The sequence below is a fragment of the Streptomyces liangshanensis genome, assembly GCF_011694815.1.
Taxonomy (GTDB): Bacteria; Actinomycetota; Actinomycetes; order Streptomycetales; family Streptomycetaceae; genus Streptomyces; species Streptomyces liangshanensis.
In genome coordinates, this window is sequence record NZ_CP050177.1 from 4352045 (window position 1) to 4371827 (window position 19783).

General features: G+C 72.1%; 18 protein-coding genes. 10 read left to right on the forward strand and 8 right to left on the reverse strand.

Features of this window, described 5'->3' with window-relative positions:
* Positions 1-79 precede the first annotated feature (79 nt).
* The 3 genes from HA039_RS18830 (at position 80) to rox (ending at position 4745) form a co-directional block, all read left to right on the forward strand.
* Complete coding sequence (locus HA039_RS18830) at positions 80-772, forward strand: SDR family NAD(P)-dependent oxidoreductase (RefSeq protein ID WP_167031181.1); 693 nt, start codon at positions 80-82, stop codon at positions 770-772.
* A 214-nt stretch (positions 773-986) separates the two neighbouring features.
* Positions 987-3200 carry an RNA polymerase recycling motor ATPase HelR gene (gene helR, locus HA039_RS18835; RefSeq protein ID WP_279592850.1) on the forward strand — a complete coding sequence of 738 codons (2214 nt, stop codon included), beginning with the start codon at positions 987-989 and terminating at the stop codon, positions 3198-3200.
* Between the two features lie 45 nt (positions 3201-3245).
* Positions 3246-4745, forward strand: a complete 1500-nt coding sequence (gene rox, locus HA039_RS18840; RefSeq protein ID WP_279592851.1) for a rifampin monooxygenase — start codon at positions 3246-3248, stop codon at positions 4743-4745.
* Positions 4746-4766: 21 nt separating this feature from the next.
* Here rox and HA039_RS34410 read toward each other — a convergent pair whose 3' ends face one another.
* The 3 genes from HA039_RS34410 to HA039_RS18850 form a co-directional block, all read right to left on the reverse strand.
* Complete coding sequence (locus HA039_RS34410) at positions 4767-4901, reverse strand: hypothetical protein (RefSeq protein ID WP_279592852.1); 135 nt, start codon at positions 4899-4901, stop codon at positions 4767-4769.
* Between the two features lie 413 nt (positions 4902-5314).
* Positions 5315-6154, reverse strand: coding sequence for a ferritin-like domain-containing protein (locus HA039_RS18845; protein WP_243869558.1), 840 nt, complete (start codon positions 6152-6154; stop codon positions 5315-5317).
* The gene (locus HA039_RS18850; protein WP_167031187.1) at positions 6151-6936 is read right to left on the reverse strand and encodes a ferritin-like domain-containing protein; all 786 of its coding nucleotides are present in this window, start codon (positions 6934-6936) and stop codon (positions 6151-6153) included. The genes HA039_RS18845 and HA039_RS18850 overlap by 4 nt, the downstream gene beginning before the upstream one ends.
* 455 nt (positions 6937-7391) lie before the next feature.
* Here HA039_RS18850 and HA039_RS18855 point away from each other — a divergent pair, with 455 nt between their 5' ends.
* Positions 7392-7985, forward strand: a complete 594-nt coding sequence (locus HA039_RS18855) for a hypothetical protein (protein ID WP_167031189.1) — start codon at positions 7392-7394, stop codon at positions 7983-7985.
* Positions 7986-8566: 581 nt separating this feature from the next.
* Here HA039_RS18855 and HA039_RS18860 read toward each other — a convergent pair.
* Positions 8567-9064: a hypothetical protein gene (locus HA039_RS18860; RefSeq protein WP_167031192.1), complete on the reverse strand. Its 498-nt coding sequence runs from the start codon at positions 9062-9064 to the stop codon at positions 8567-8569.
* Positions 9061-9630 carry a SigE family RNA polymerase sigma factor gene (locus tag HA039_RS18865; protein ID WP_167031195.1) on the reverse strand — a complete coding sequence of 190 codons (570 nt, stop codon included), beginning with the start codon at positions 9628-9630 and terminating at the stop codon, positions 9061-9063. The genes HA039_RS18860 and HA039_RS18865 overlap by 4 nt, the downstream gene beginning before the upstream one ends.
* 391 nt (positions 9631-10021) lie before the next feature.
* On the opposite strand from HA039_RS18865, the gene HA039_RS18870 reads away from it, so the two are divergent.
* From HA039_RS18870 to HA039_RS18880, 3 genes are all read left to right on the forward strand, one after another.
* A complete protein-coding gene (locus HA039_RS18870) occupies positions 10022-10534 on the forward strand; it encodes a helix-turn-helix domain-containing protein (RefSeq protein ID WP_167031198.1) in 513 nt (170 codons plus the stop codon).
* A 17-nt stretch (positions 10535-10551) separates the two neighbouring features.
* Positions 10552-11217 (forward strand): hypothetical protein, encoded by a 666-nt coding sequence (locus HA039_RS18875; protein ID WP_167031201.1) that lies wholly within the window; start codon positions 10552-10554, stop codon positions 11215-11217.
* Between the two features lie 134 nt (positions 11218-11351).
* Complete coding sequence (locus HA039_RS18880) at positions 11352-11690, forward strand: DUF2516 family protein (protein WP_167031204.1); 339 nt, start codon at positions 11352-11354, stop codon at positions 11688-11690.
* 92 nt (positions 11691-11782) lie between these two features.
* Here the strand turns inward: HA039_RS18880 and HA039_RS18885 are convergent, their stop codons facing one another.
* From HA039_RS18885 to HA039_RS18895, 3 genes are all read right to left on the reverse strand, one after another.
* Positions 11783-13192: a PP2C family protein-serine/threonine phosphatase gene (locus HA039_RS18885; protein ID WP_167031207.1), complete on the reverse strand. Its 1410-nt coding sequence runs from the start codon at positions 13190-13192 to the stop codon at positions 11783-11785.
* Positions 13193-13486: 294 nt separating this feature from the next.
* Positions 13487-14632 (reverse strand): C40 family peptidase, encoded by a 1146-nt coding sequence (locus tag HA039_RS18890; protein ID WP_208298649.1) that lies wholly within the window; start codon positions 14630-14632, stop codon positions 13487-13489.
* 145 nt (positions 14633-14777) lie between these two features.
* Positions 14778-15533: a class I SAM-dependent methyltransferase gene (locus HA039_RS18895; RefSeq protein ID WP_167037101.1), complete on the reverse strand. Its 756-nt coding sequence runs from the start codon at positions 15531-15533 to the stop codon at positions 14778-14780.
* A 338-nt stretch (positions 15534-15871) separates the two neighbouring features.
* On the opposite strand from HA039_RS18895, the gene mshA reads away from it, so the two are divergent.
* The 3 genes from mshA to HA039_RS18910 all read left to right on the forward strand — a co-directional run bounded on the left by mshA (position 15872) and on the right by HA039_RS18910 (position 19694).
* Positions 15872-17215, forward strand: a complete 1344-nt coding sequence (gene mshA / locus HA039_RS18900) for a D-inositol-3-phosphate glycosyltransferase (protein ID WP_167031210.1) — start codon at positions 15872-15874, stop codon at positions 17213-17215.
* A 51-nt stretch (positions 17216-17266) separates the two neighbouring features.
* Positions 17267-17791 (forward strand): type III secretion system chaperone family protein, encoded by a 525-nt coding sequence (locus tag HA039_RS18905; protein WP_167031213.1) that lies wholly within the window; start codon positions 17267-17269, stop codon positions 17789-17791.
* A gap of 190 nt (positions 17792-17981) precedes the next feature.
* A complete protein-coding gene (locus HA039_RS18910) occupies positions 17982-19694 on the forward strand; it encodes a glycosyl hydrolase family 28-related protein (protein WP_167031216.1) in 1713 nt (570 codons plus the stop codon).
* The last annotated feature ends 89 nt before the right edge of the window (positions 19695-19783 follow it).

A 19783-nucleotide genomic window follows, 5' to 3' on the forward strand; every position in this document is an offset into this window, starting at 1 on the left:
CGCGGATGTGCCTGGCACCAGCAGTCCCAGGAAGACGGGACTCCTGGTTGTCCGCGTCACCGCGCCGCAGCCTGGACGCATGACTACCACACTGATCACCGGAGCCAACAAGGGCCTGGGCCTCGAGACCGCACGCCGGCTCGTCGAAGCAGGCCACACCGTCTACCTGGGCAGCAGGGACGCCGAGCGCGGCCGCGTGGCCGCCGAGCGGCTGGGTGCCCGCCTCGTCCTCATCGACATCACCGACGACGCCTCCGTCGAGGCCGCGGCGAAGGCCGTCGAGGCCGACGGCGGGCTCGACGTACTGATCAACAACGCGGGCATCGAGGGGACCGTGATCGGCCCCGAGGACTCGACGGCCGACGTGCTGCGGCCGCTGTTCGAGACGAACGTCTTCGGCACGGTACGGGTCCTCCACGCGTTCCTGCCGCTGCTCAAGCGCTCCACCGCCCCCGTGGTGGTGAACGTCAGCAGCTCCCTGGGGTCCACGACCCTGGTCGCCACCCCGGGCACGCCGACCCACGGCTACCCCGGCGTCGCCTACCCGGCGTCGAAGGCGGCGGTCAACATGATCACCGTGCAGTACGCGAAGGCCTTCCCCGACATACGGATCAACGCGGTCGAGCCGGGCTTCACCGCGACCGACCTGAACGGCCACCGGGGCACGCAGACCGTGGAGGAGGGAGCCGAGATCATCGTCCGGATGGCCCGGATCGGCTCCGCAGGACCCACGGGCGGCTACTTCGACGCGGCGGGGTCCCTGCCCTGGTGAAAGGCGCCGGGACCGGGAAGGGGGGGAAGTGAGGGGAAAGGGGAGTACCCACCTCTTTCCACTCTCAACCTATAGCGCACGGGGGCCCTTGCGGCAAGACCCCGGTCATGGCGCAGAATCGTCGGCCGGACCCCGTACCTCCGGGATCCACCCCCTCAGGGCCGCCACGCCGGTCCCGGCGCCCGGCCGCACGCGGCCCCACATCGGAGTTGAAGTGAACAACCCCCCGACCAGCCGCCCGCCCCACCCCCCGACCGGCACCCCGGCCGACCCGCCGCCCCGCAGCGCCTTCCACCTCCCCGACCGCCTGTCCGCCAAGGCCGACCCCGCGCTGATCGCCACCGACGAGCTGCACTTCGCGGCCATCGCGGAGAGCCTGGACCGCTCGATCGCCGAGCTGTCCGACCTCCTCGACGCCGAGCTGAGATCGCCCGGCGGCATCGGCCGGCAGGCCATGGACCGGGACACCGAGATCCACCGGCTGACCGCCCGGCTGCGCGCCCTGCGCCGCTTCGGCCTGGACCTGTGCCTCGGCCGCATGGTCGGCACGGACGACCCCGAGCCCGTGTACGTGGGACGGCTCGGCCTCACCGACAGCACCGGGCGCCGGCTGCTCCTCGACTGGCGCTCGCCCGCCGCCGAGCCGTTCTTCGGCGCCACCCACGCCAACCCGATGGGCCTGGCCAGCCGCCGCAGGTACCGCTGGACGCGCGGCCGGATCGGCGACTACTGGGACGAGGTGTTCACGGCGGACGGCTTCGCCGGGCACGCCGCGCTCGACGACCAGTCCGCCTTCATCGCCAGCCTCGGCAGCAACCGCTCGCCCCGGATGCGCGACGTCCTCGGCACCATCCAGGCCGACCAGGACGCCATCATCCGCGCCGGATCGCGCGGGGCGCTGGTGGTCGACGGCGGTCCCGGTACGGGCAAGACCGTCGTCGCCCTGCACCGCTCCGCCTACCTCCTCTACTCCGACCCCCGCCTCGGCCACCGCAGGGGCGGCGTCCTGTTCGTCGGCCCGCACCAGCCGTACCTGGGGTACGTCGCCGACGTCCTCCCCAGCCTCGGCGAGGAGGGCGTCCAGACCTGCACCCTCCGCGACCTCGTGGCCGAGGGGGCCGCGGCGGCGGTCGAGACCGACCCGGCCGTGGCCCGCCTGAAGGCGTCGGCGGACCTGGTGAAGGGGATCGAGACGGCCGTCCGGTTCTACGAGGACCCGCCCACCGAGGGCATGACGGTCACCACGCACTGGTCGGACATCCACCTGACCGCCGACGACTGGGCCGCCGCGTTCGAGGCCGCCGAGCCCGGCACCCCGCACAACGACGCCCGCGACCAGATCTGGGAGGAGCTGCTCACGATCCTGGTCGACAAGCACGACGACGAGGCGTCGGCCGTACCGCTGCGCAAGTACCTGCCGCAGAACAGGGAACTGCGCGCCGCCTTCAACCGCGCCTGGCCGCTGCTCGAAGCGACGGACCTCGTGGGCGACCTCTGGACCGTACCCGCCTACCTGCGCAAATGCGCCCCCTGGCTGGACCGCGACGACGTACAGCGGCTGCAACGCACGGACCCGGAGGCCTGGACGGTGTCGGACCTGCCGTTCCTGGACGCGGCGCGGCAGCGGCTCGGCGACCCCAAGGAGTCGCTGCGCAAGCGCCGGCACAAGGCCGCCGTCGCCGCCGAACGCGAGCACATGGCCAAGGTCGTCGACACCCTGCTCGCCGCCGACGACGACGGGGAGGGCGCGGTGACCATGCTGTACGGCAAGGACATGCAGGACGCCCTCGTCGACGAGAACACGCCGTCGGGCAACACCCCGGCGAGCGCCGAACCGGACGTGCTGGCCGGGCCGTTCGCGCATGTGGTCGTGGACGAGGCGCAGGAACTGACCGACGCGGAGTGGCAGATGCTGCTCCTCCGCTGCCCGTCCCGGAGCTTCACCATCGTCGGGGACCGGGCGCAGGCCAGGCACGGCTTCACGGAGTCGTGGCAGGAACGGCTGGCGCGGGTCGGGCTCGACCGGATCAAGCTGGCCACGCTGAGCGTCAACTACCGCACGCCGGAACAGATCATGGCGGAGGCCGAGCCGGTCATCAGGGCCGTGCTCCCGGACGCCAACGTGCCGACGTCGATCCGCAGCGGCGAACTCCCGGTGGTCCACGGACCGGTCGCGGACCTGCACCCGATCCTCGACGGCTGGCTCGCCACGCACGACGACGGGATCGCGTGCGTGATCGGGGACGCGGCGTTCCGTACGACGTCCCGCGTCCGGTCGCTGACTCCGGAGCTGTCGAAGGGACTTGAGTTCGACCTGGTGGTCCTGGTCGACCCGGAGAAGTTCGGCGAGGGCATCGAGGGGGCGGTGGACCGCTATGTGGCGATGACGCGGGCGACGCAGCAGTTGGTCATCCTCACCAGCGACTGAGGCGCGGAGGGGACGGACATGATCAACGCGAGGGACGTGACGGACGTGACAGACACGACCGACGTGACCGACACGACCGACGTGACGATCGTCGGGGCCGGTCCGACCGGTCTCATGCTCGCCTGCGAGCTGCGGTTGGCCGGGGTGCGCGTGGTCGTGCTGGAGAGGGCGACCGAGCCGACCGCGCAGTCCCGGGGGCGCGGCCTGCACACCCGTAGCGTCGAACTGCTCGACCAGCGTGGCCTGTTGGACCGTTTCCTGGCGGTGAGCGAGACGTTCTCGGTCGGCGGCTTCTTCGGGGGCGTCCGCAAGCCGTGGCCCGACGGGTTGGACACGGCGCATCCGTACGGCCTCGCCACCCCGCAGTCGGTCACCGAGCGGCTGCTCGGCGAGCGCGCCCGGGAACTCGGCGCGGAGATCCGGCGCGGCTGCGAGGTGGTTGGCTTGAGGCAGTCGGACGGCGACGGGGGGTCGGGCCCCGCGAGCGCGGATGACGCCGGCGTGACCGTCGACCTGGCGGACGGTACGCGCCTGCGCTCCCGCTACCTCGTCGGGTGCGACGGCGGCCGCAGTACGGTGCGCGGGCTGACCGGCATCGGCTTCCCGGGTGAGCCCTCGACGGTCGACACGCTGCTGGGCGACCTGGAGGCGACGGAGGATCCGGGGACGATCGCCGCCGTCGTACGGGAGGTCCGCAGGACCCAACTGCGCTTCGGCGCCCTGCCCGACGTGGACGGCACGGCGGGCGTGTACCGCGTGGTCGTACCGGCCGAGGGCGTGGCGGAGGACCGTACTACCCCGCCCACCCTCGACGAGTTCAAGCGGTGCGTGCGGGCGGTCGCGGGCACCGACTTCGGCCTGCACTCGCCGCGTTGGCTGTCCCGCTTCGGCGACGCGACCCGCCAGGCCGAGCGCTACCGGGACGGGCGGGTGCTGCTGGCCGGCGACGCGGCGCACATCCACCCGCCGACCGGCGGCCAGGGCCTCAACCTCGGGGTGCAGGACGCGTTCAACCTCGGCTGGAAGCTCGCCGCCACGGTCAACGGGTGGGCCCCGGAGGGACTGTTGGACACCTACCACGCCGAACGCCACCCGGTCGGCGCCGCCGTGCTGGACAACACCCGCGCGCAGATCACCCTGTTGGGATCCGACCCGGGGGCGACCGCACTGCGTGACCTCTTCGCGAGGCTGATGGACTTCGAGGAGGTCAACCGGTACATCACCGGCATGATCACGGCGGTCGACGTCCGCTACGCCCTCGGCGAGGGCCACGAACTCCTCGGCCGCCGCCTGCGCGACCTGCCCCTGGCGCGAGGCCGCCTCTACGACCTGACGCACGACGGCCGGGGCCTCCTCCTCGACCGCACCGGCCGCCTCTCGGTGGCGGGTTGGGCGGACCGCGTGGACCACGTGGTCGACTCCGCCGAGGAACTGGACGTCCCCGCGCTGCTGTTGCGCCCGGACGGCCATGTGGCGTGGACGGGCGACGACCAGGACGACCTGCGCGCACACCTCAAGAGGTGGTTCGGCACCCCGACCCCCTAAGGCCTCCGCGCCGGGTACGGGTCAGCCGGGCAGAACCGGGTTCCCCCGCAGATTCGCGTCCCCGCACGGCCAGGGCCCACCCGCCAGTGGACCGAGCCCGGTGGAGAGGACCAGCAGCTCGGCGCCGAGGGCCACCACCACCCGCCCGCCGTCCATCAGCTACGACGCTCGGGCCGGCCGACCCGTCCGGCAGGACGCCCTCCAGGACCCGGCCGCCCCGCCCCGGGTACGCGACCCAGAGCGTCCCGTCCGCCGACAGGCGGGAGCGCGGGCGCCCCGTCCCGGCGTACCCCCGCCGCGCCGGCACGGAGCCCGACAGGTCGAGGACCGTCACGACGGTCTCCAGGGGGCTCGCGCCGTAACCGGTCACGTACAGCGGTCCGGCCGGGCCGGACGCGGCGACGGACCGTACCTGGTCCGGCATGGCGAGGCGCGAGAGGAGGGACACGCGTCCGCATCCTGCCGCACGGGGCGGGGCGTACGGACAACGCCCCGCGCCCGGCCGGTCCCCGCGGATCGGGGGCGGCGTCCCGCGCGAGGCCGCCGCCCCTCCTCCCGCCTCCCGGGGCCTAGACGGTCAACAGGCTCGTCTTCGCCGCCTTGTTCACGGGCAGGAACGAGTCCGGCACCGGGTACTGCCCGAGCACGAAGTGCAGGATCGCCGCGTGCATCGCCTCCACGGGCGCGATGGTCGCGGCCGTCTCGATCGCGCCCTGGCTCTTCACGTTGAAGGTCGCGAAGAGGTACGTCTCGGCGGCCTGGTCCTCCAACTGGAGCGCGAGCGCGGCCACTTCGCCGACGTTCGTGGCCTTGCCGAGGGCGGCCGTGACCTGTGCCTGGTTCGAGAGGGGCACATTGGTGATGGCCGGCTTGCCCGCGTTGGTCAGTACGGCGTTCCACGCCTGCGCGTGGTCGGTGTGCTGGGCCATCGCCTTGGTGACGAAGCTCGCCACGGCGGGCGGTACGGTCCCGAGCTTGCCCGCCTTCGCGGCGGCGAGCGTCGCCTTGTAGGCGCCCACGGCCTGGTTCTCCAACGCCACCGCCAGCGCCACGACCCGCAGGTCCCCGGTGTACGTCTCCGCCTTCGCGGCGACCGCCGGGGAGTCCAGCGCGGTCGGCGCCGACGACGAGGTGGAGCTCTTGCCGCTGGAGCACGCCGCCAGGACGAACGCGGCGCCGACACCGCCCGCGCCCAGCAGGAACCCGCGGCGCCCGCGCTCGGCGGACCGTCCCGTCCCCGCTTCCGCCTTCGCCGTGGCCTCCGCGGCCCTGACCTGCTCGGTGAGCGCGGCGGCACCGGCCCGCATCGCGGGCAGCGTCTCGCGGTGCGCCTCGTCCATGTCCTTCGTCAGCCGGTCGAGCTGGCTCTCGCTGAGAGGCAGCTCCCAGCCGCCCTGTGTCGTACTCACTTGACGGCTCCTTCGGAGATCGGCGACGCGTTCGTGGTCGGGTAGAAGGTGTCGGGAATGCCGACGGTGCCCACGGCGGCCGGCAGCTTCGCGACGTCCGTCGGGATCGCGATCAGGCTGTCGTCGCCCGAGGCGAGCAGGGACTGCACGGCCAGCAGCGTCGCGCGGTGCTGCGCCTCGACCGGCGCCACGGAGGCGAAGAGCTGGCGCAGCTGGGCGCTGCTGACCTGGCCGACGTTCTTCGTGTACGTCTGCGCCGCCACGTCCTCCAGGGTGATGGCGAGCTTGACCACCCCGGCGGAGTTCTTGATCGTGGGCAGCGTCTGCTTCACCACGGCGGCGTACTTCGGGTCCGTACCCGTCTGCGCCTTGCCGCCCGCCTGGGTGGCGGCGGCGTTGAAGGCCTTGGCGTGCGCCTGGTGCTGCTCGGTGGTCTTGGCGATGAACGCCGCGATCGTCTTGTTGCCGTTCTTGATGAACGGCAGGCCCGCGGCCGTCTGGTAGACGCTCACGGCGAGGTTCTCGATCGACGCCGCCGTCTGGAGCGCCATGATGTCGTCCTTCGAGGTGGCCGCCGCCGCGCGGGCGGAGCCGAGGAGGGTGGCCGCCCCGATCGCCCCGGCCAGCGCCCCGCCCCGCCGCCACCAGCGCGCCGGCGGCTCCGCCGCCTCGGCGAAGTCCGCCAGCGCACCGCGGGTCAGTTTCACCGCGTCACTGTTCAAGTCCTGCGACTGCTCCGTGAGTTGTTCGAGCAGCCGGGTGTCGACGCGTTCTGCGCCCATCACGCCCCATCTCTCCCGGGACCCACGCGGTCGTGAGCCCTTTCACCGACACATTCGCGACGGGGACGGGGAAGGATTGCCGACATCACCGGCATGGCCCAATGATTCACCCTCCAGCACAGATTCACGCGCAATTGGCGTACACCCCCACAAGCCCACCTCACCCCGCCACCACGGGGCCCGACCGACTCGGAATCCGGCCAGGCACAACGGCTGACCACTGTCCTCAGGGCCCTGTTCGTCGGCCTCAGCCAGGGCATCCCCCTGGGCCTCGCCCCCCGGCGCCGACGAAAAGTACTTCGCCGACCCGGCCCGCGCGAGACTCTCAACACGCACCGCACCGCACCGCACCGCACCGCACCGCACCGCACCGCGCCGCACCCGTACGCACCTCACCGCACGCGCCGCACGGCACCCACCGCACGGCACCCACCGCACCGCACCCAGGAGACGAGTTGCTCACCGAGTACCAACGGAAACTGCGCGAGCGCTACCTCGCCGCCCCCGTCATGTCCGCTCCCGCGCCGTGGCGGCCGGTGCTGGATCGCCGAACTCCCGTCGGCGGCCTTCTCGGCATCGGATTCGCCGTCCATCCCCGCGGCGGCCACGACCTCGTGATGGTCGTCTCCGGCGACGGCCACGGACTCTTCGACGCGGTCACCGGCGAGAAGATCGCCCGCGACCGGGATCCCGACCCGGACACGAGCACCCCCGACGCGCACCCGGATCTCACCTGCCCCGGGCTCGGCCCGATCGCCGGCGTCCCGGTGCGCATAGCCGGACTCTTCGGCGGCGGCCTGCACAGGACCACCCCGGACGGCTGGACCCTGGACGTCGTCAGCCCGGAGTGGCCCCACGACCGCGTCATCCTCTCCACCGGCGGTGGATTCCACAGCGGCCCGGCAGGGGAGACGTGGTGGCACGTCCTCCACTCCCACTACTCCGAACTCCGCGCGGCCGGGTTCTCCCCTTCCGGCCGTACCCTCGCGGTCGCCACCAGCAGCGACCTCACCCTCTGGACGCGTCCCGAGCCCCGCTGCGACGGCTGAGCGGACACCGGCACCCGTACCCGTGGCTCGTCCCGCCGCCCACATCCCGCATGATGCCGATCATGATCTACGAACCGGATGCGGTCGACTGGACGCGAGGCCACCTGAGCGGGCAGTCGTGCGGTGTCCCGAGGCATCTCACGAACATGCGCTCGAGGAGTACGCGGCGAGGTCGGGCAGCGTCTACGCCCCCTGCGCACAGGTACCCGAAGGCGAACGCGGAGTTCGCCGGCCTCAATCGTGAGGACGGACTCGTCATCCCGGCGGACGAGTCGGCAGTTGTCCGTTCCCAAAAGATCTGGATCGAAGAGGTGTCTCTGACCTGGTCCTTGTCAGTTCTGCTGGGACGGGTTCGAAGCCGGGCGGCCCAGCTGATCTGCACTGTGCTGCGCCCGCTTGAGCGCGAGCTGAGACGGTCCCATCTGTTCTGAAGCGGGGGCTTGAGCGCAAGCACCGCGTGACCTGGCGGACGGTCGTGGTGGCGGTCGTGGTGCTCCTGACGTCGATCCGGCGGTTCGGCCCGTCCTGAGCGGCTCGCGCGCGCACGCTCAGGACGGGCCCTCATCCACCTACGGGCCCGATCAGCCCGCGCAGAGCTTCACGTTCACCGTGTCACCCTTGCTCACGATCTTCGGGCTGTGGGGAATGACCTCGACGACCGAGGTCGGCTTGCAGCCGGGGCTGGTTACCTTGACGATCGTGCCGAGCTTGAGCTGAGCCTTGAGGAACTGTCCCTTGGCCGTGGCCAGGTCCATGCCCGTGAGGTCGACCGCGATGGGCTCCTTCGTGAGGCCGCCCAACAGGAAGGTGGCCCTGTTGTGGTCGACGGTGGTGGCGGCGGGCTTGGCCGGCGTCTGGGAGGCACCGGTCATGGAGGCCAGCGCCGTGCCGCCGCCCGCCACGATCAGGGCGGCGGCGAAACCGGCGATGAGGGTGGTCCGCCTGCGGCGGGTGCGGTGGACCATGCCGGCCGTGTCGAAGGCCGGTGCGTTGGTGGAGTGCGCGAAGTTGTTCATGGCGTCGATCAGTTCCTCTTCGAAAGGTGTGCAGCCGGAAGGCCGCAATTCGTACGGACTCATCGCGTTCCTTCCAGGAGCTGCTGCGGTGAAGGGGCGGAGGGTTCGGGGAACTGGCGTCTGAGCCGGTCGATGCCGCGGGCGAGTTGGGAACGGACGGTGCTCGGCGAAATCTTCAGGTCGGCCGCTATCTCGGCGTCGGACAGATCGTGGTAGTACCGCAGCACCACCACCGTCCGCATCCGTATGGGCAGTTGCTGAAGAGCGCGGACCAACTGGTCCCGGCTGTCGATCCGTCCGTACTCGTCGCCCGGTGCGGCCGGGCCGCCGTCGGCCGGGTGCTGAGCCGTACGCCGGAATCTTCGCCAACGGTCGTTGGCGAGATTGACCATGATCCGCCGCACGTACGCGTCCGGGGCGTCCTTGGCGCTGATGGCGCGCCACTTGCGGCAGGCCCGCTCCAGGGTCTCCTGCACCAGGTCCTCCGCCGCGTCGCGGCTGCCCGTCAGGACGAGTGCGCTCCGGAACAGCGCGGCCGACCGGGCGGCGACGAATCCATGGAAGTCCCCCTCCACCGACTCGGCACCACCGGGCCCGGCGCCCACTGCCCACTTGGCTGCCAGATCCATACTCTCCTCCCTTCCTGTCACCCCTCCCTGACGGGAAAGACCGTGGAACTGCTGCACAGCCATGATGTGACCTGGGTCACGTCGGCAACCGGCCGGGTAGGCGCGAAAGCGCGAGGGATCGGGCCGAGACTTCGGGGGTGTCGCGACAGGCGGGGCCACGCGTGGCCTCAGCCGTCGGAGCGGAAGCGCTCTCGTCGGCGGTCGTCGGCGACGGCCGGCGCCGCGATCACCGGGACTCCGCCAGGTCGTTTGCCGGAACCACTGGGACTCGCCACATCTACTGAGAACGGACAGCAGTGGCGGGGGAGGGTGTGGACCTGGCCCGGAGGGGTGAACACTTTTGCAAGCGATGTGCTTGCAAAAGTTAGCGGGGGTGGTGCAGCATGGGGGCATGGCATCACTCAACGTCGGCAATCTTGGTGAGTACCTGCGGGAGCAGCGGCGCACGGCGCGGTTGTCGTTGCGGCAGCTCGCCGATGCCGCCGGGGTGTCCAATCCGTACCTCAGCCAGATCGAGCGGGGTCTGCGCAAGCCCAGCGCGGACATCCTCCAGCAGCTCGCCAAGGCGCTGCGGATCTCCGCGGAGACGCTGTATGTGCAGGCCGGGATGTTGGACGAGCGGGAGCGGCAGGAGTTGGAGACGCGCGCCGTCCTCCTCGCCGATCCGTCCATAAACGAGCGGCAGAAGCAGGTGCTGCTCCAGATCTACGAGTCCTTCCGCAAGGAGAACGGATTCGAGTCGACGATCGAGGCGAAGTTGGGCGCGGCCCTGGTCGCGGACGCGGCGAGTGCCGCCGTTGCCGACCAGGACGCCGACGCGACCGTCGAGAAGACCGCGGAGGCCGCAGAGGCCGCAGAGGAAGGCACCGCCGACGGTGGTGCCGCCAAGCCACCCACCCCCTGACCCGGAGGATCACCGTCATGGCCATCGCCGATGACCTGCGCAAGACGCTCACCGACCCCACCCCCCTCTACTTCGCCGCCGGCACCGCCGACCTCGCCGTCGAGCAGGCCAGGAAGGTGCCCGGCCTGATCGAGCAGCTCCGCGCCGAGGCCCCGGCGCGGATCGACGCCGTGCGGAACACCGACCCCAAGACCGTCCAGGACAAGGTCGCCGGGCAGGCCAAGGAGGCCCAGGCCAAGGTCACCGAGGTGATCGGCGCGTTCGACCCCGCCGACCTGAAGAAGCTCGGCGAGACCGCCCAGGACCTGGCGCTGCGCAGCGTGGGCGTGGCCGCCGAGTACGCGGTCCGGGCGCGGGAGACGTACGAGAAGGTCGCCGAGCGCGGCGAGCAGACCGTACGGGCCTGGCGTGGTGAGGCCGCGGAGGAGATCACCGAGATCGCCGTCGCCGTCGAGCCCGACGCCGCCCCGAAGCCTGCTGCCGCCCCGAAGCCGGCCGCCGCGCCGAAGCCGGCCGAGGCGAAGACGGACGCGAAGTCGGACGCGGGTAGTAAGGCGGAAGGGCGTACCGCGGGTACGGGGAGCAAGGGGGCCGCCTCCAAGCCGGCCGCCAAGCCCGCCGCCCGCAAGACCACGCCGCGCCGGACCACCCCCAGGAAGACCACTCCGCCGTCCGAGAAGTGACGTCCGGGGAAGCGCGGTTTCGGAGGGGGCGGGTCGGGCACCTCAACGGTGTCCGGCTCGTTCTCCCGGTACCTTGGCTTGACAGGGCGTTCCCGGCGCTCCACCACTCATCGGGTCATTAGGCGGTGCTCAGCGTGCTGATCTCAGGGTTCAACAACATTTTCACGCTCCTCAGCCTGGCGATGCTCGTGTTCGCCGTTGTCGCGCTGGTCTTCGCCGCGACGGCCCGCAAGGACGCCTACCCGGCGGCGGACAAGAAGACGAAGAGCTTCTGGCTGATCATTCTCGGTGTGGTGGTGGCCGTGGACTTCTTCCTGTCCGGCGTCCTCTTCCTCCAGATCGCCGGGCTCGTCGCGACGATCGTGTTCATGGTCGACGTACGGCCCGCGCTCCGCCAGGTCTCCGGCGGCGGCCGCCGCAGCGGTGGATCGAGCAGCGACGGTCCTTACGGTCCGTACAACGGCGGTCGGTGAGCCCACCGGGAGCAGGGCAAGGCGGGTTCACTCGCCGCGGTCTCAGGCAGGGGGGCCGGTTCACTCGCCGCGGTCGCGGCAAGGCGGCCGGTTCACTCGCCCCGGTCCAGCAGCAGCATCGCCACGTCGTCCGTCAGCTCGCCGCCGTTCAGCTCCCGCGCCTCCGCCACCGCCGCCTCCAGCAGCTCGTCGCCCCGGAGGCCCGCGGTCAGCTGGCGGTTGATCATCTCGACCATGCCCTCCTGGCCGAGCCGCCCCCTCTCGCCGGGGCCCACGCGCCCCTCGATCAGCCCGTCCGTGTACATCATCAGGCTCCACGCCCCGCCCAGCTCGACCTGGAGCCGGGGCCAGCGGGCGCGCGGCAGCAGGCCCAGGGCCGGCCCGCCGTCCTCGTACGGGAGCAGCTGCGCCGCCACGCCCGACCGCTTGATCAGCGGTGACGGGTGCCCGGCCAGGCACAGGCCGGCCCGCCGCCCGTCCGGCGCGATGTCGACCGTGCAGAGCGTCGCGAAGATCTCCTCGCTCTCCCGCTCGTGCTCCAGCACCTGCTGGAGCGTCGAGAGCAGCCGGTCGCCGCAGAGCCCCGCCAGCGTCAGCGCCCGCCACGCGATCCGCAGCTCCACGCCCAGCGCCGCCTCGTCCGGGCCGTGCCCGCACACGTCGCCGATCATCGCGTGGACCGTGCCGTCGGGCGTACGGACCGTGTCGTAGAAGTCCCCGCCCAGCAGCGCCCGCGATCTGCCGGGCCGGTAGCGGGCCGCGAAGCGCAGGTCGGAGCCCTGGAGCAGGGGAGTGGGGAGCAGCCCGCGCTCCAGCCGGGCGTTCTCCTGGGCGCGCAGCCGCGACTCGGTCAGCTGGCGCTGCGCGATGTCGGCGCGCTTGCGTTCGACCGCGTACCGGATCGCCCGGCTCAGCAGCCGCCCGTCCAGCTCGTCGCGGAAGAGGAAGTCCTGCGCCCCGACCCGTACGGCCGCCGCCGCGCGCTCGCCGTCCCCCTCCGCCGCCAGCGCCAGTACGGCGTGGCGGGGAGCCAGCCGCAGGACGTGCTTGAGCGGGGCCAGGTCGTCGCTGTCGTCCGAACCGGGCAGGGCGAGGTCCACGAGGATGCAGTGGATGTCGTCCGTGAGCAGCCGCTCGGCCTCGGTGAGGTTGCGGGCGGTACGGACCCGGACCCGGACATCCGCGCCCTCGGGGGGTTCGGGGGCGGTGAAGGTACGTACCGGGTCGTCCTCGATCACCAGCAGCATCAGGTCGCCGCTCTTGGCGCCCTCGGTGGCCGGATACCGACGCTCTTCGAGAGGCGCCGGCGAGGAAGCGGGGGCAGGCGCGGGGGCGGATACGGGAGCGGACGCGGGCGCGGAAGCGGCCGCGGGAGCCGGTACGGGCACGGCGGTGGCGGCCGCAGTGACGGCCGCGGTGCTGGCCCCGGCGGCGGCCGCAGAAGTGGCCGGCACCGTCGGCGAGCTCGTGCGCTGCCTGGGTACGGGAGCGGGTACGGACATCGTTCCTGGTTTCCTTCCCTCCCCCCGAGGGCGGCGGAGGACGATCTGCGCCCCGCCAGTCCGGGACCATAGCGGTAGCCGGCACCGGAACGGAATGGCGTGTGGATGAAGAGCCACCGTCATATGCCTTCACTGGTAACGCATACAGCGGTTTTCGGCATGTCCGGTCATGACAAACATCACGTAGGGGGAGGGGTTGGCCCCTCCCCGCCGTGGTTCGTGTCACATAGGAGCGGACGAGAGACGGAGGGACGCGGACGGACGAACGGATGGACGACCGCCGCCGGGCCGCCCCTACTTGTCAGGCCGTACGACCCCGAGGATCCGCATCGTGCCCGCCCCCGCCTGCGTCACGTTCCGCCCCGGCCGCGGCGCGTGCACGATCGTGCCGTCGCCCACGTACATCCCCACATGGCTCGCGTCCTCGAAGTAGATGATCAGATCGCCGGGCCGCATGTCCGCGACCGGGACCCGCGGCAACTGCTTCCACTGCTCCTGCGACGTACGGGGGATGGGCCGCCCGGCCGCCGCCCACGCCTCCGACGTCAGTCCCGAGCAGTCGTACGAGGACGGGCCCTCCGCCCCCCACACGTACGGCTTCCCGATCTGCGCCGTCGCGAAGGCGATCGCCTGCTTGCCCTGCGCGCTCGCCGTGCGGTTGATGTCCTTGAGCGCGCCGGACCCCAGCCACGCCGACTGTGCCTTGAGGGCCGCGGCGTCCTGGAGCCGCGCCAGCCGCGCGAGGTCTTCCTTCTCCAGGCCGGCCTCTATCCTCTCGGCCGCGGCGATCCGCTTCGTGATCTCCCTCTTGGCCTTCTCCTTCTTGGCCCGGCTGACCTCCAGCTTCGCCCACTCCGTACCGGCGTCCTGCGCGTACGTCTTCAAGTCCTCCTGCGCCCGCGTCAGTTCGGCGATCAGGTGGCGCGTGGCGCGCTGGCTCTCCCGGAGCCGCCCCACGCCGTCCAGGAAGAGGCCGGGGTCGTCGGTGAGCACCAACTGCGCCTCGGGAGGCAGCCCGCCGCCCCGGTACTGCGCCCGCGCGGCGGCGCCCGCGGTCTTGTTCAGCTCGTCGATCCGCTCCTGGCCCCGGGCGAGGTCCCGCGTCAGCGACGACACCTCCGCCGAGAGCTTCTGGTACTGCTCGTCGGCGAGGTTGTACGCGTCCGTCGCCGACGCGGCCTTCGCGTAGAGGGCGTCCAGCTCGATCCGTACGTCGTCCAGCGACTTCTTGCCCGGGGGGCCCGACTGGCGGTAGCCCGGGGGGAGTTCGACGGGCGGCGGCGGTACGGCCGACTGGGAGGACGTGGGGGGCAAGGAGAAGGAGGGAGTGGAGGGCGGGGCGGGGGCCGCGTACGCGCCGCTCATCGCCTGGGGCGAGGCCAGCGCGCAGAGAGCGCAGACCAGTGTGATCGCGGCGGCGGCACTGCGACGTCGGCCCACGGACTCCCCCACCTCATGTGCGTCTGTATCTGTCACTGCGGCCGTATCGGGGCCTCATCCGCGTCTGGCGCACGTCGTCGGTACGAACGTCCGAACTGATGCGCCCATCCCTCACGCCCCGTCGGGAATCGTGCCACGCCCCGGGTCAAAACGACAGGGGCGACCGGCCGGTTGACTCCTCACCGGGCGCCAGCGCCGCCCACTCCACCGTCACCTCTCCCTGCCGCCACCGCCGCGCGTCGGACCCCACCGGCCAGTCCGCCGACAGGTCCCGTACGGCCCTGACCCACCGCTGCCGCGCGCCGAACGACGCGTACGGCGCCGCCGCCGCCCACGCCCGGTCGAAGTCCCGCAGGAACGCGTGGACCGGTTCGCCCGGCACGTTGCGGTGGATCAGCGCCTTCGGCAGCCGTTCCGCCAGGTCGGAGGGCCGGCCCAGCGACCCGAGCCGCGTCGCGAAGGTGACCGTCCGCGGCCCCTCGGGTCCGAGCGCGACCCAGACGTGCCGCCGGCCGATCTCGTCGCACGTCCCCTCCACCAGCAGCCCGCCCGGCGCCAGGCGCGCGCACAGCCGCGCCCACACCGCGGCGACCTCGCCCTCGTCGTACTGCCGCAGCACATTGGCGGCGCGCACCAGCACCGGCCGCCGGCCGCCCGGCAGCGGTATCTCGAAGCCGCCGTGCCGGAAGCGGAGCCCCTCCTCCTCGTATGGGAGCGCCGCCGCGACCCGCGCCGGGTCGATCTCGATCCCGACGACCTCGGTACGCGGCTCCGCCGTACGCAGCCGCCGCAGCAGCTCGACGGCCGTCCAGGGCGCCGCCCCGTACCCCAGGTCCACCACCACGGGATCGGCCGCGCGCCGCAGCGCGGGGCCGTGCACGGCGGCGATCCAGCGGTCCATGCGCCGCAGCCGGTTCTGGTGGGTGGTGCCGCGCGTCACCGTCCCCACGGGGCGGGCCGACGACGGCCGCCCGGCGGCACGGGGGGAGGGCCGCCCGGTGGCATGCGAGGAAGAAGGGGAGGCGGGGGAGGCGGAGGAAGGTGAGGAGGAAGAGGCAGGGGTCGAGCGCGCGGCCATGGGAAGGAGCGTAACGAAGCCCCGACCCACCGGAGGGTTCAGTGATCCCCGGCAACGATTTGGCAAAGAGGGAAATGCGAGGACGCATTCCACTGTTGTCCGGGGTCGGAGGGTGCCGCACGCCCTCTCTTTGCCGTGCTCCGAGCGAGAGGACCGTAGACGTGAGCCAGTCCGTCTCCCGCATCGCCGGCGTGATGGCGTCCCCGCCCCGATTGCGCATTCCCGGCCAGTCGCGCCGGCCCCGGCGCATCGCCATGCTGAGCGTCCACACCTCCCCGCTGCACCAGCCGGGGACGGGCGACGCGGGCGGGATGAACGTCTACATCGTCGAGCTCGCGAAGCGCCTGGCCACCCTCGACATCGAGGTGGAGATCTTCACGCGCGCCACGACCGGCGCCCTGCCGCCCGCCGTCGAGCTGGCGCCCGGGGTGCTCGTACGGCACGTGGACGCGGGGCCGTACGAGGGCCTGGCCAAGGAGGAACTCCCCGCGCAGCTCTGCGCGTTCACGCACGGCGTCATGCAGGCGTGGGCCGGCCAGCGTCCCGGCTACTACGACCTCGTCCACTCCCACTACTGGCTGTCCGGGCACGTCGGCTGGCTCGCCTCCGAACGCTGGGGCGTCCCCCTCGTCCACGCCATGCACACCATGGCCAAGGTGAAGAACGCCGCGCTCGCGGACGGCGACACGCCCGAGCCCGCGGCCCGGGTCATCGGCGAGACGCAGATCGTGCGCGCCGCCGACCGGCTGATCGCCAACACGGCGGAGGAGGCCGACGACCTCGTCCGCTTCTACGACGCGGACCCCGCGAAGGCCGCCGTCGTGCACCCCGGCGTGAACCTCGACTGTTTCTCGCCCGCCGACGGCCGCGCCGCCGCCCGCGCCCGCCTCGGGCTGCCGCAGGACGCGTTCGTGCCGCTCTTCGCCGGCCGCATCCAGCCGCTGAAGGCCCCCGACGTGCTGTTGCGCGCCGTCGCCGTCCTCCTGGACCAGGACCCCTCCCTCCGTACGCGGCTGGTCGTACCGGTCGTCGGCGGGCCCAGCGGTACGGGTCTGGCCAGGCCGGAGGGCCTCCAGAAGCTCGCCGCGCGGCTGGGGATCGCCGACGTGGTGCGGTTCCGGCCGCCGGTCGGGCAGGAGCAGCTGGCGGACTGGTTCCGCGCGGCGTCCGTCCTGGTCATGCCCTCGTACAGCGAGTCCTTCGGTCTGGTCGCCATAGAGGCGCAGGCGGCGGGCACGCCCGTGGTGGCGGCGGCCGTGGGCGGTCTTCCGGTGGCGGTACGGGACGGGTCGACCGGCTTCCTCGTACCGGGGCACGATCCGGCGGCGTACGCGCGGGTGCTGCGCGAGTTCGTGGACCACCCGCAGCTCGTGGACCGGATGGGCGCGGCGGCGACCCGGCACGCGCAGTCCTTCGGCTGGGACACGGCGGCGTCGGCGACGGCGGAGGTCTACACGGGGGCGGTCGCGGATCACCGGCGGCGGGGGCGCGTGCATCACGGGTGAGCCGGGACGGGGCCACCGGCGGCGGGGGAGCCGCTGACGTACATTCGGACCATGGCTGACGCATCGCGGACCCACGGATCGCGGACCCCGTCCGAGCAGCACGCCGCCCAGGTCATCGAGCGGCTGCTCGGCGGCGCGGACCTGGCGTGGGAGAGCCCGGACCCCGGGACGTACGTCGTCACCCTCCCCGGCACGCGCAAGCTCTCCACCACCTGTTCCCTGCGCGTCGGCCGGCACGCGCTGTCCGTGAACGCCTTCGTGATCCGGCACCCCGACGAGAACGACGAGGCCGTGCACCGCTGGCTGCTGGAGCGCAATCTCAAGCTGTACGGGGTGAGTTACGCGATCGACAGCCTCGGCGACATCTACCTGGCCGGGAAGATCCCGCTCGCGGCGGTCACCGAGGAGGAGATCGACCGGCTGCTCGGGTCGGTCCTGGAGGCGGCGGACGGGTCGTTCAACACCCTGCTGGAACTGGGCTTCGCGAGCGCGATCCGCAAGGAGTACGCGTGGCGGGTGTCCCGGGGGGAGTCGACGCGGAACCTGGACGCGTTCACACATCTGACCGAGCGCTGAAGGCGACTGCCCGCACCCGCTAGCAGCTATCAGCAAGCGGCAACCAGCAACCGCCAACCAGCAACCGCCAACCAGCAACCGCCAACCAGCAACCCTCGTCCTGACCCTTCCCTGCCGTCCCGACGCCATGTCATGCTCACAACTCCATGTGTACACCTGAACAACGTTCATGTATGTGGAGGCGGATCCCATGAAGGACGGTCAAGGCGCCATCGGCAGAAGGGCGTTGCTCAGGAGCGCCATCGTCGTCGCGGCCGGGGTGACGGCGACGGGCGCCGGTCTCGGCGCCGCGGCGGCCGGTGAGCGCAGGCCGCCCGCGCCGCCCCTCCCGAGGGGGCCCAAGTCCTCCCCCCTCTGGCGGGAGTTCACCAGGTCGCCCTACACCCACCCGCAGATCCCGTACGTCGGGAAGGCCGGCCGCCGCGCCGGGGCCACCCGCTTCCCCCGCCTCCCCGTCGTCGCCGACGTGAAGAGGTACGGCGCCCGGGGCGACGGCTCCGTGGACGACGCCCCCGCGATCAACCGTGCCCTCGCCGCTGCCGGAGAGCGTGGCGGGGGCACGGTCACCATCCCGCCGGGGACGTACCGCATCGACGACGTCATCCGGATCGGCCACAGTGACGTCGTCCTGCGCGGCGCGGGCAGCGGGCGCACCAAGCTCCTGGCGACCAGGAACCTCACCGAGATCATCGGCAAGTACGGCAGCCGGTACGGCGGCGACAAGTCCAGCTGGTCGTGGGCCGGCGGCCTCATCTGGCTCTGCCCGCAGGAGCGTTGGGCATCCCTGACCGCCGCCATCAAGGCGCAGGCCTGGCCCTTCGAGGGCTGGACCGGCAACAAGCGCGACGAGTGGCGGACCCTCACCACCGTCGCATCCGCCCGGCGCGGCGACCGGACGGTCACCGTCGCGGACGGATCCGCCGTCGAGCGTGGCCAGTTGGTGCTGCTCAGGCTCGCGGACGACGCCGACCACACGCTCCTCCAGCACATGGCGGGCGGCGGCCCGGGTCCGGCGGCCTACAACTGGCCCGCGATGACGAAGCTGACCTCGTACGTGCCGTACGAGTGGCCGGTGCGGATCGAGTCCGTACGCGGCCGGAAGGTCACCCTGGAACGGCCGTTGCCGCTGGACGTACGCCCCGAGTGGGACCCGAGGCTCACGACCCTCGCCGCCCCGCTCGCCAACTCCGGCGTGGAAGGCCTCACTTTGGAGGCCGTCGAGACCCCGCAGTCCCCGCACCTGCTCGACAAGGGCTACAACGGCGTGACGTTCCAGTGCGCTTACGACTGCTGGGCCGACGACGTCGTGGTCCGCCACGTCGACAACGGCTTCGGGCTGGTCGCCGCGTCGGCCTGCACCCTGCGCCGTACGCGCGTCGCGGGACGCGGCTCCCACCACCCGTACTTCTGCCGGGAGGGTTCGCACGACAACCTGATCGAGGACTTCGTGATCGAGGAGCGTACGGTCCCGGCGCCCGCGGGCACGCAGCTCCACGGCATCAACACCGAGGGCCTGTCCAGCTACAACGTCTGGTCGCGCGGCCGGATGGAGATGGGCACGTTCGACACGCACCGCGGGATGCCCTTCGCGAGCGTACGGACCGAGATCACGGTCGAGAACAACGGCCGGCACGGCGGCGACGCCATCGCGGGCCCGCTGTACGGGGCGCGCTTCGCGCACTGGAACGTCACCGTCACCAACGGCCGCGCGGGCCTGGTCAAGATCGACGAGATCGCGCCGTACAGCGTGACGGCGGGGATCAGCGAGGTGACGGAGTTCGACCAGATCGACGTACCGGACTTCACGGGCGACCTCCACGCGCGACTGGAGGCGTACGGCACCCCGGAGGCGCTGAGGCCGCACAACTTGTACGAGGCACAGCGGGGGTTGGGGCTGGGGTGAGGTTGGGCGGGCTGAGGTGAGGTGACGCGCCCCGGGGATTCGTCCCGGGGCGCGTCACGCGGTGGAGGTTTCTGGCGCGGTCCTGACCC

What these genes read in the sequence shown, in the direction of transcription:
- HA039_RS18865 (WP_167031195.1), bottom strand. Translation starts at nt 9,630, where the DNA reads ATGGATCTGGCAGCCAAGTGGGCAGTGGGCGCCGGGCCCGGTGGTGCC.
- HA039_RS34410 (WP_279592852.1), bottom strand. Translation starts at nt 4,901, where the DNA reads ATGGACGGCGGGCGGGTGGTGGTGGCCCTCGGCGCCGAGCTGCTGGTC.
- HA039_RS18860 (WP_167031192.1), bottom strand. Translation starts at nt 9,064, where the DNA reads ATGAGTCCGTACGAATTGCGGCCTTCCGGCTGCACACCTTTCGAAGAG.
- HA039_RS18905 (WP_167031213.1), top strand. Translation starts at nt 17,267, where the DNA reads ATGGCTGACGCATCGCGGACCCACGGATCGCGGACCCCGTCCGAGCAG.
- HA039_RS18895 (WP_167037101.1), bottom strand. Translation starts at nt 15,533, where the DNA reads ATGGACCGCTGGATCGCCGCCGTGCACGGCCCCGCGCTGCGGCGCGCG.
- HA039_RS18830 (WP_167031181.1), top strand. Translation starts at nt 80, where the DNA reads ATGACTACCACACTGATCACCGGAGCCAACAAGGGCCTGGGCCTCGAG.
- HA039_RS18875 (WP_167031201.1), top strand. Translation starts at nt 10,552, where the DNA reads ATGGCCATCGCCGATGACCTGCGCAAGACGCTCACCGACCCCACCCCC.
- HA039_RS18910 (WP_167031216.1), top strand. Translation starts at nt 17,982, where the DNA reads ATGAAGGACGGTCAAGGCGCCATCGGCAGAAGGGCGTTGCTCAGGAGC.
- HA039_RS18870 (WP_167031198.1), top strand. Translation starts at nt 10,022, where the DNA reads ATGGCATCACTCAACGTCGGCAATCTTGGTGAGTACCTGCGGGAGCAG.
- HA039_RS18850 (WP_167031187.1), bottom strand. Translation starts at nt 6,936, where the DNA reads ATGGGCGCAGAACGCGTCGACACCCGGCTGCTCGAACAACTCACGGAG.
- HA039_RS18885 (WP_167031207.1), bottom strand. Translation starts at nt 13,192, where the DNA reads ATGTCCGTACCCGCTCCCGTACCCAGGCAGCGCACGAGCTCGCCGACG.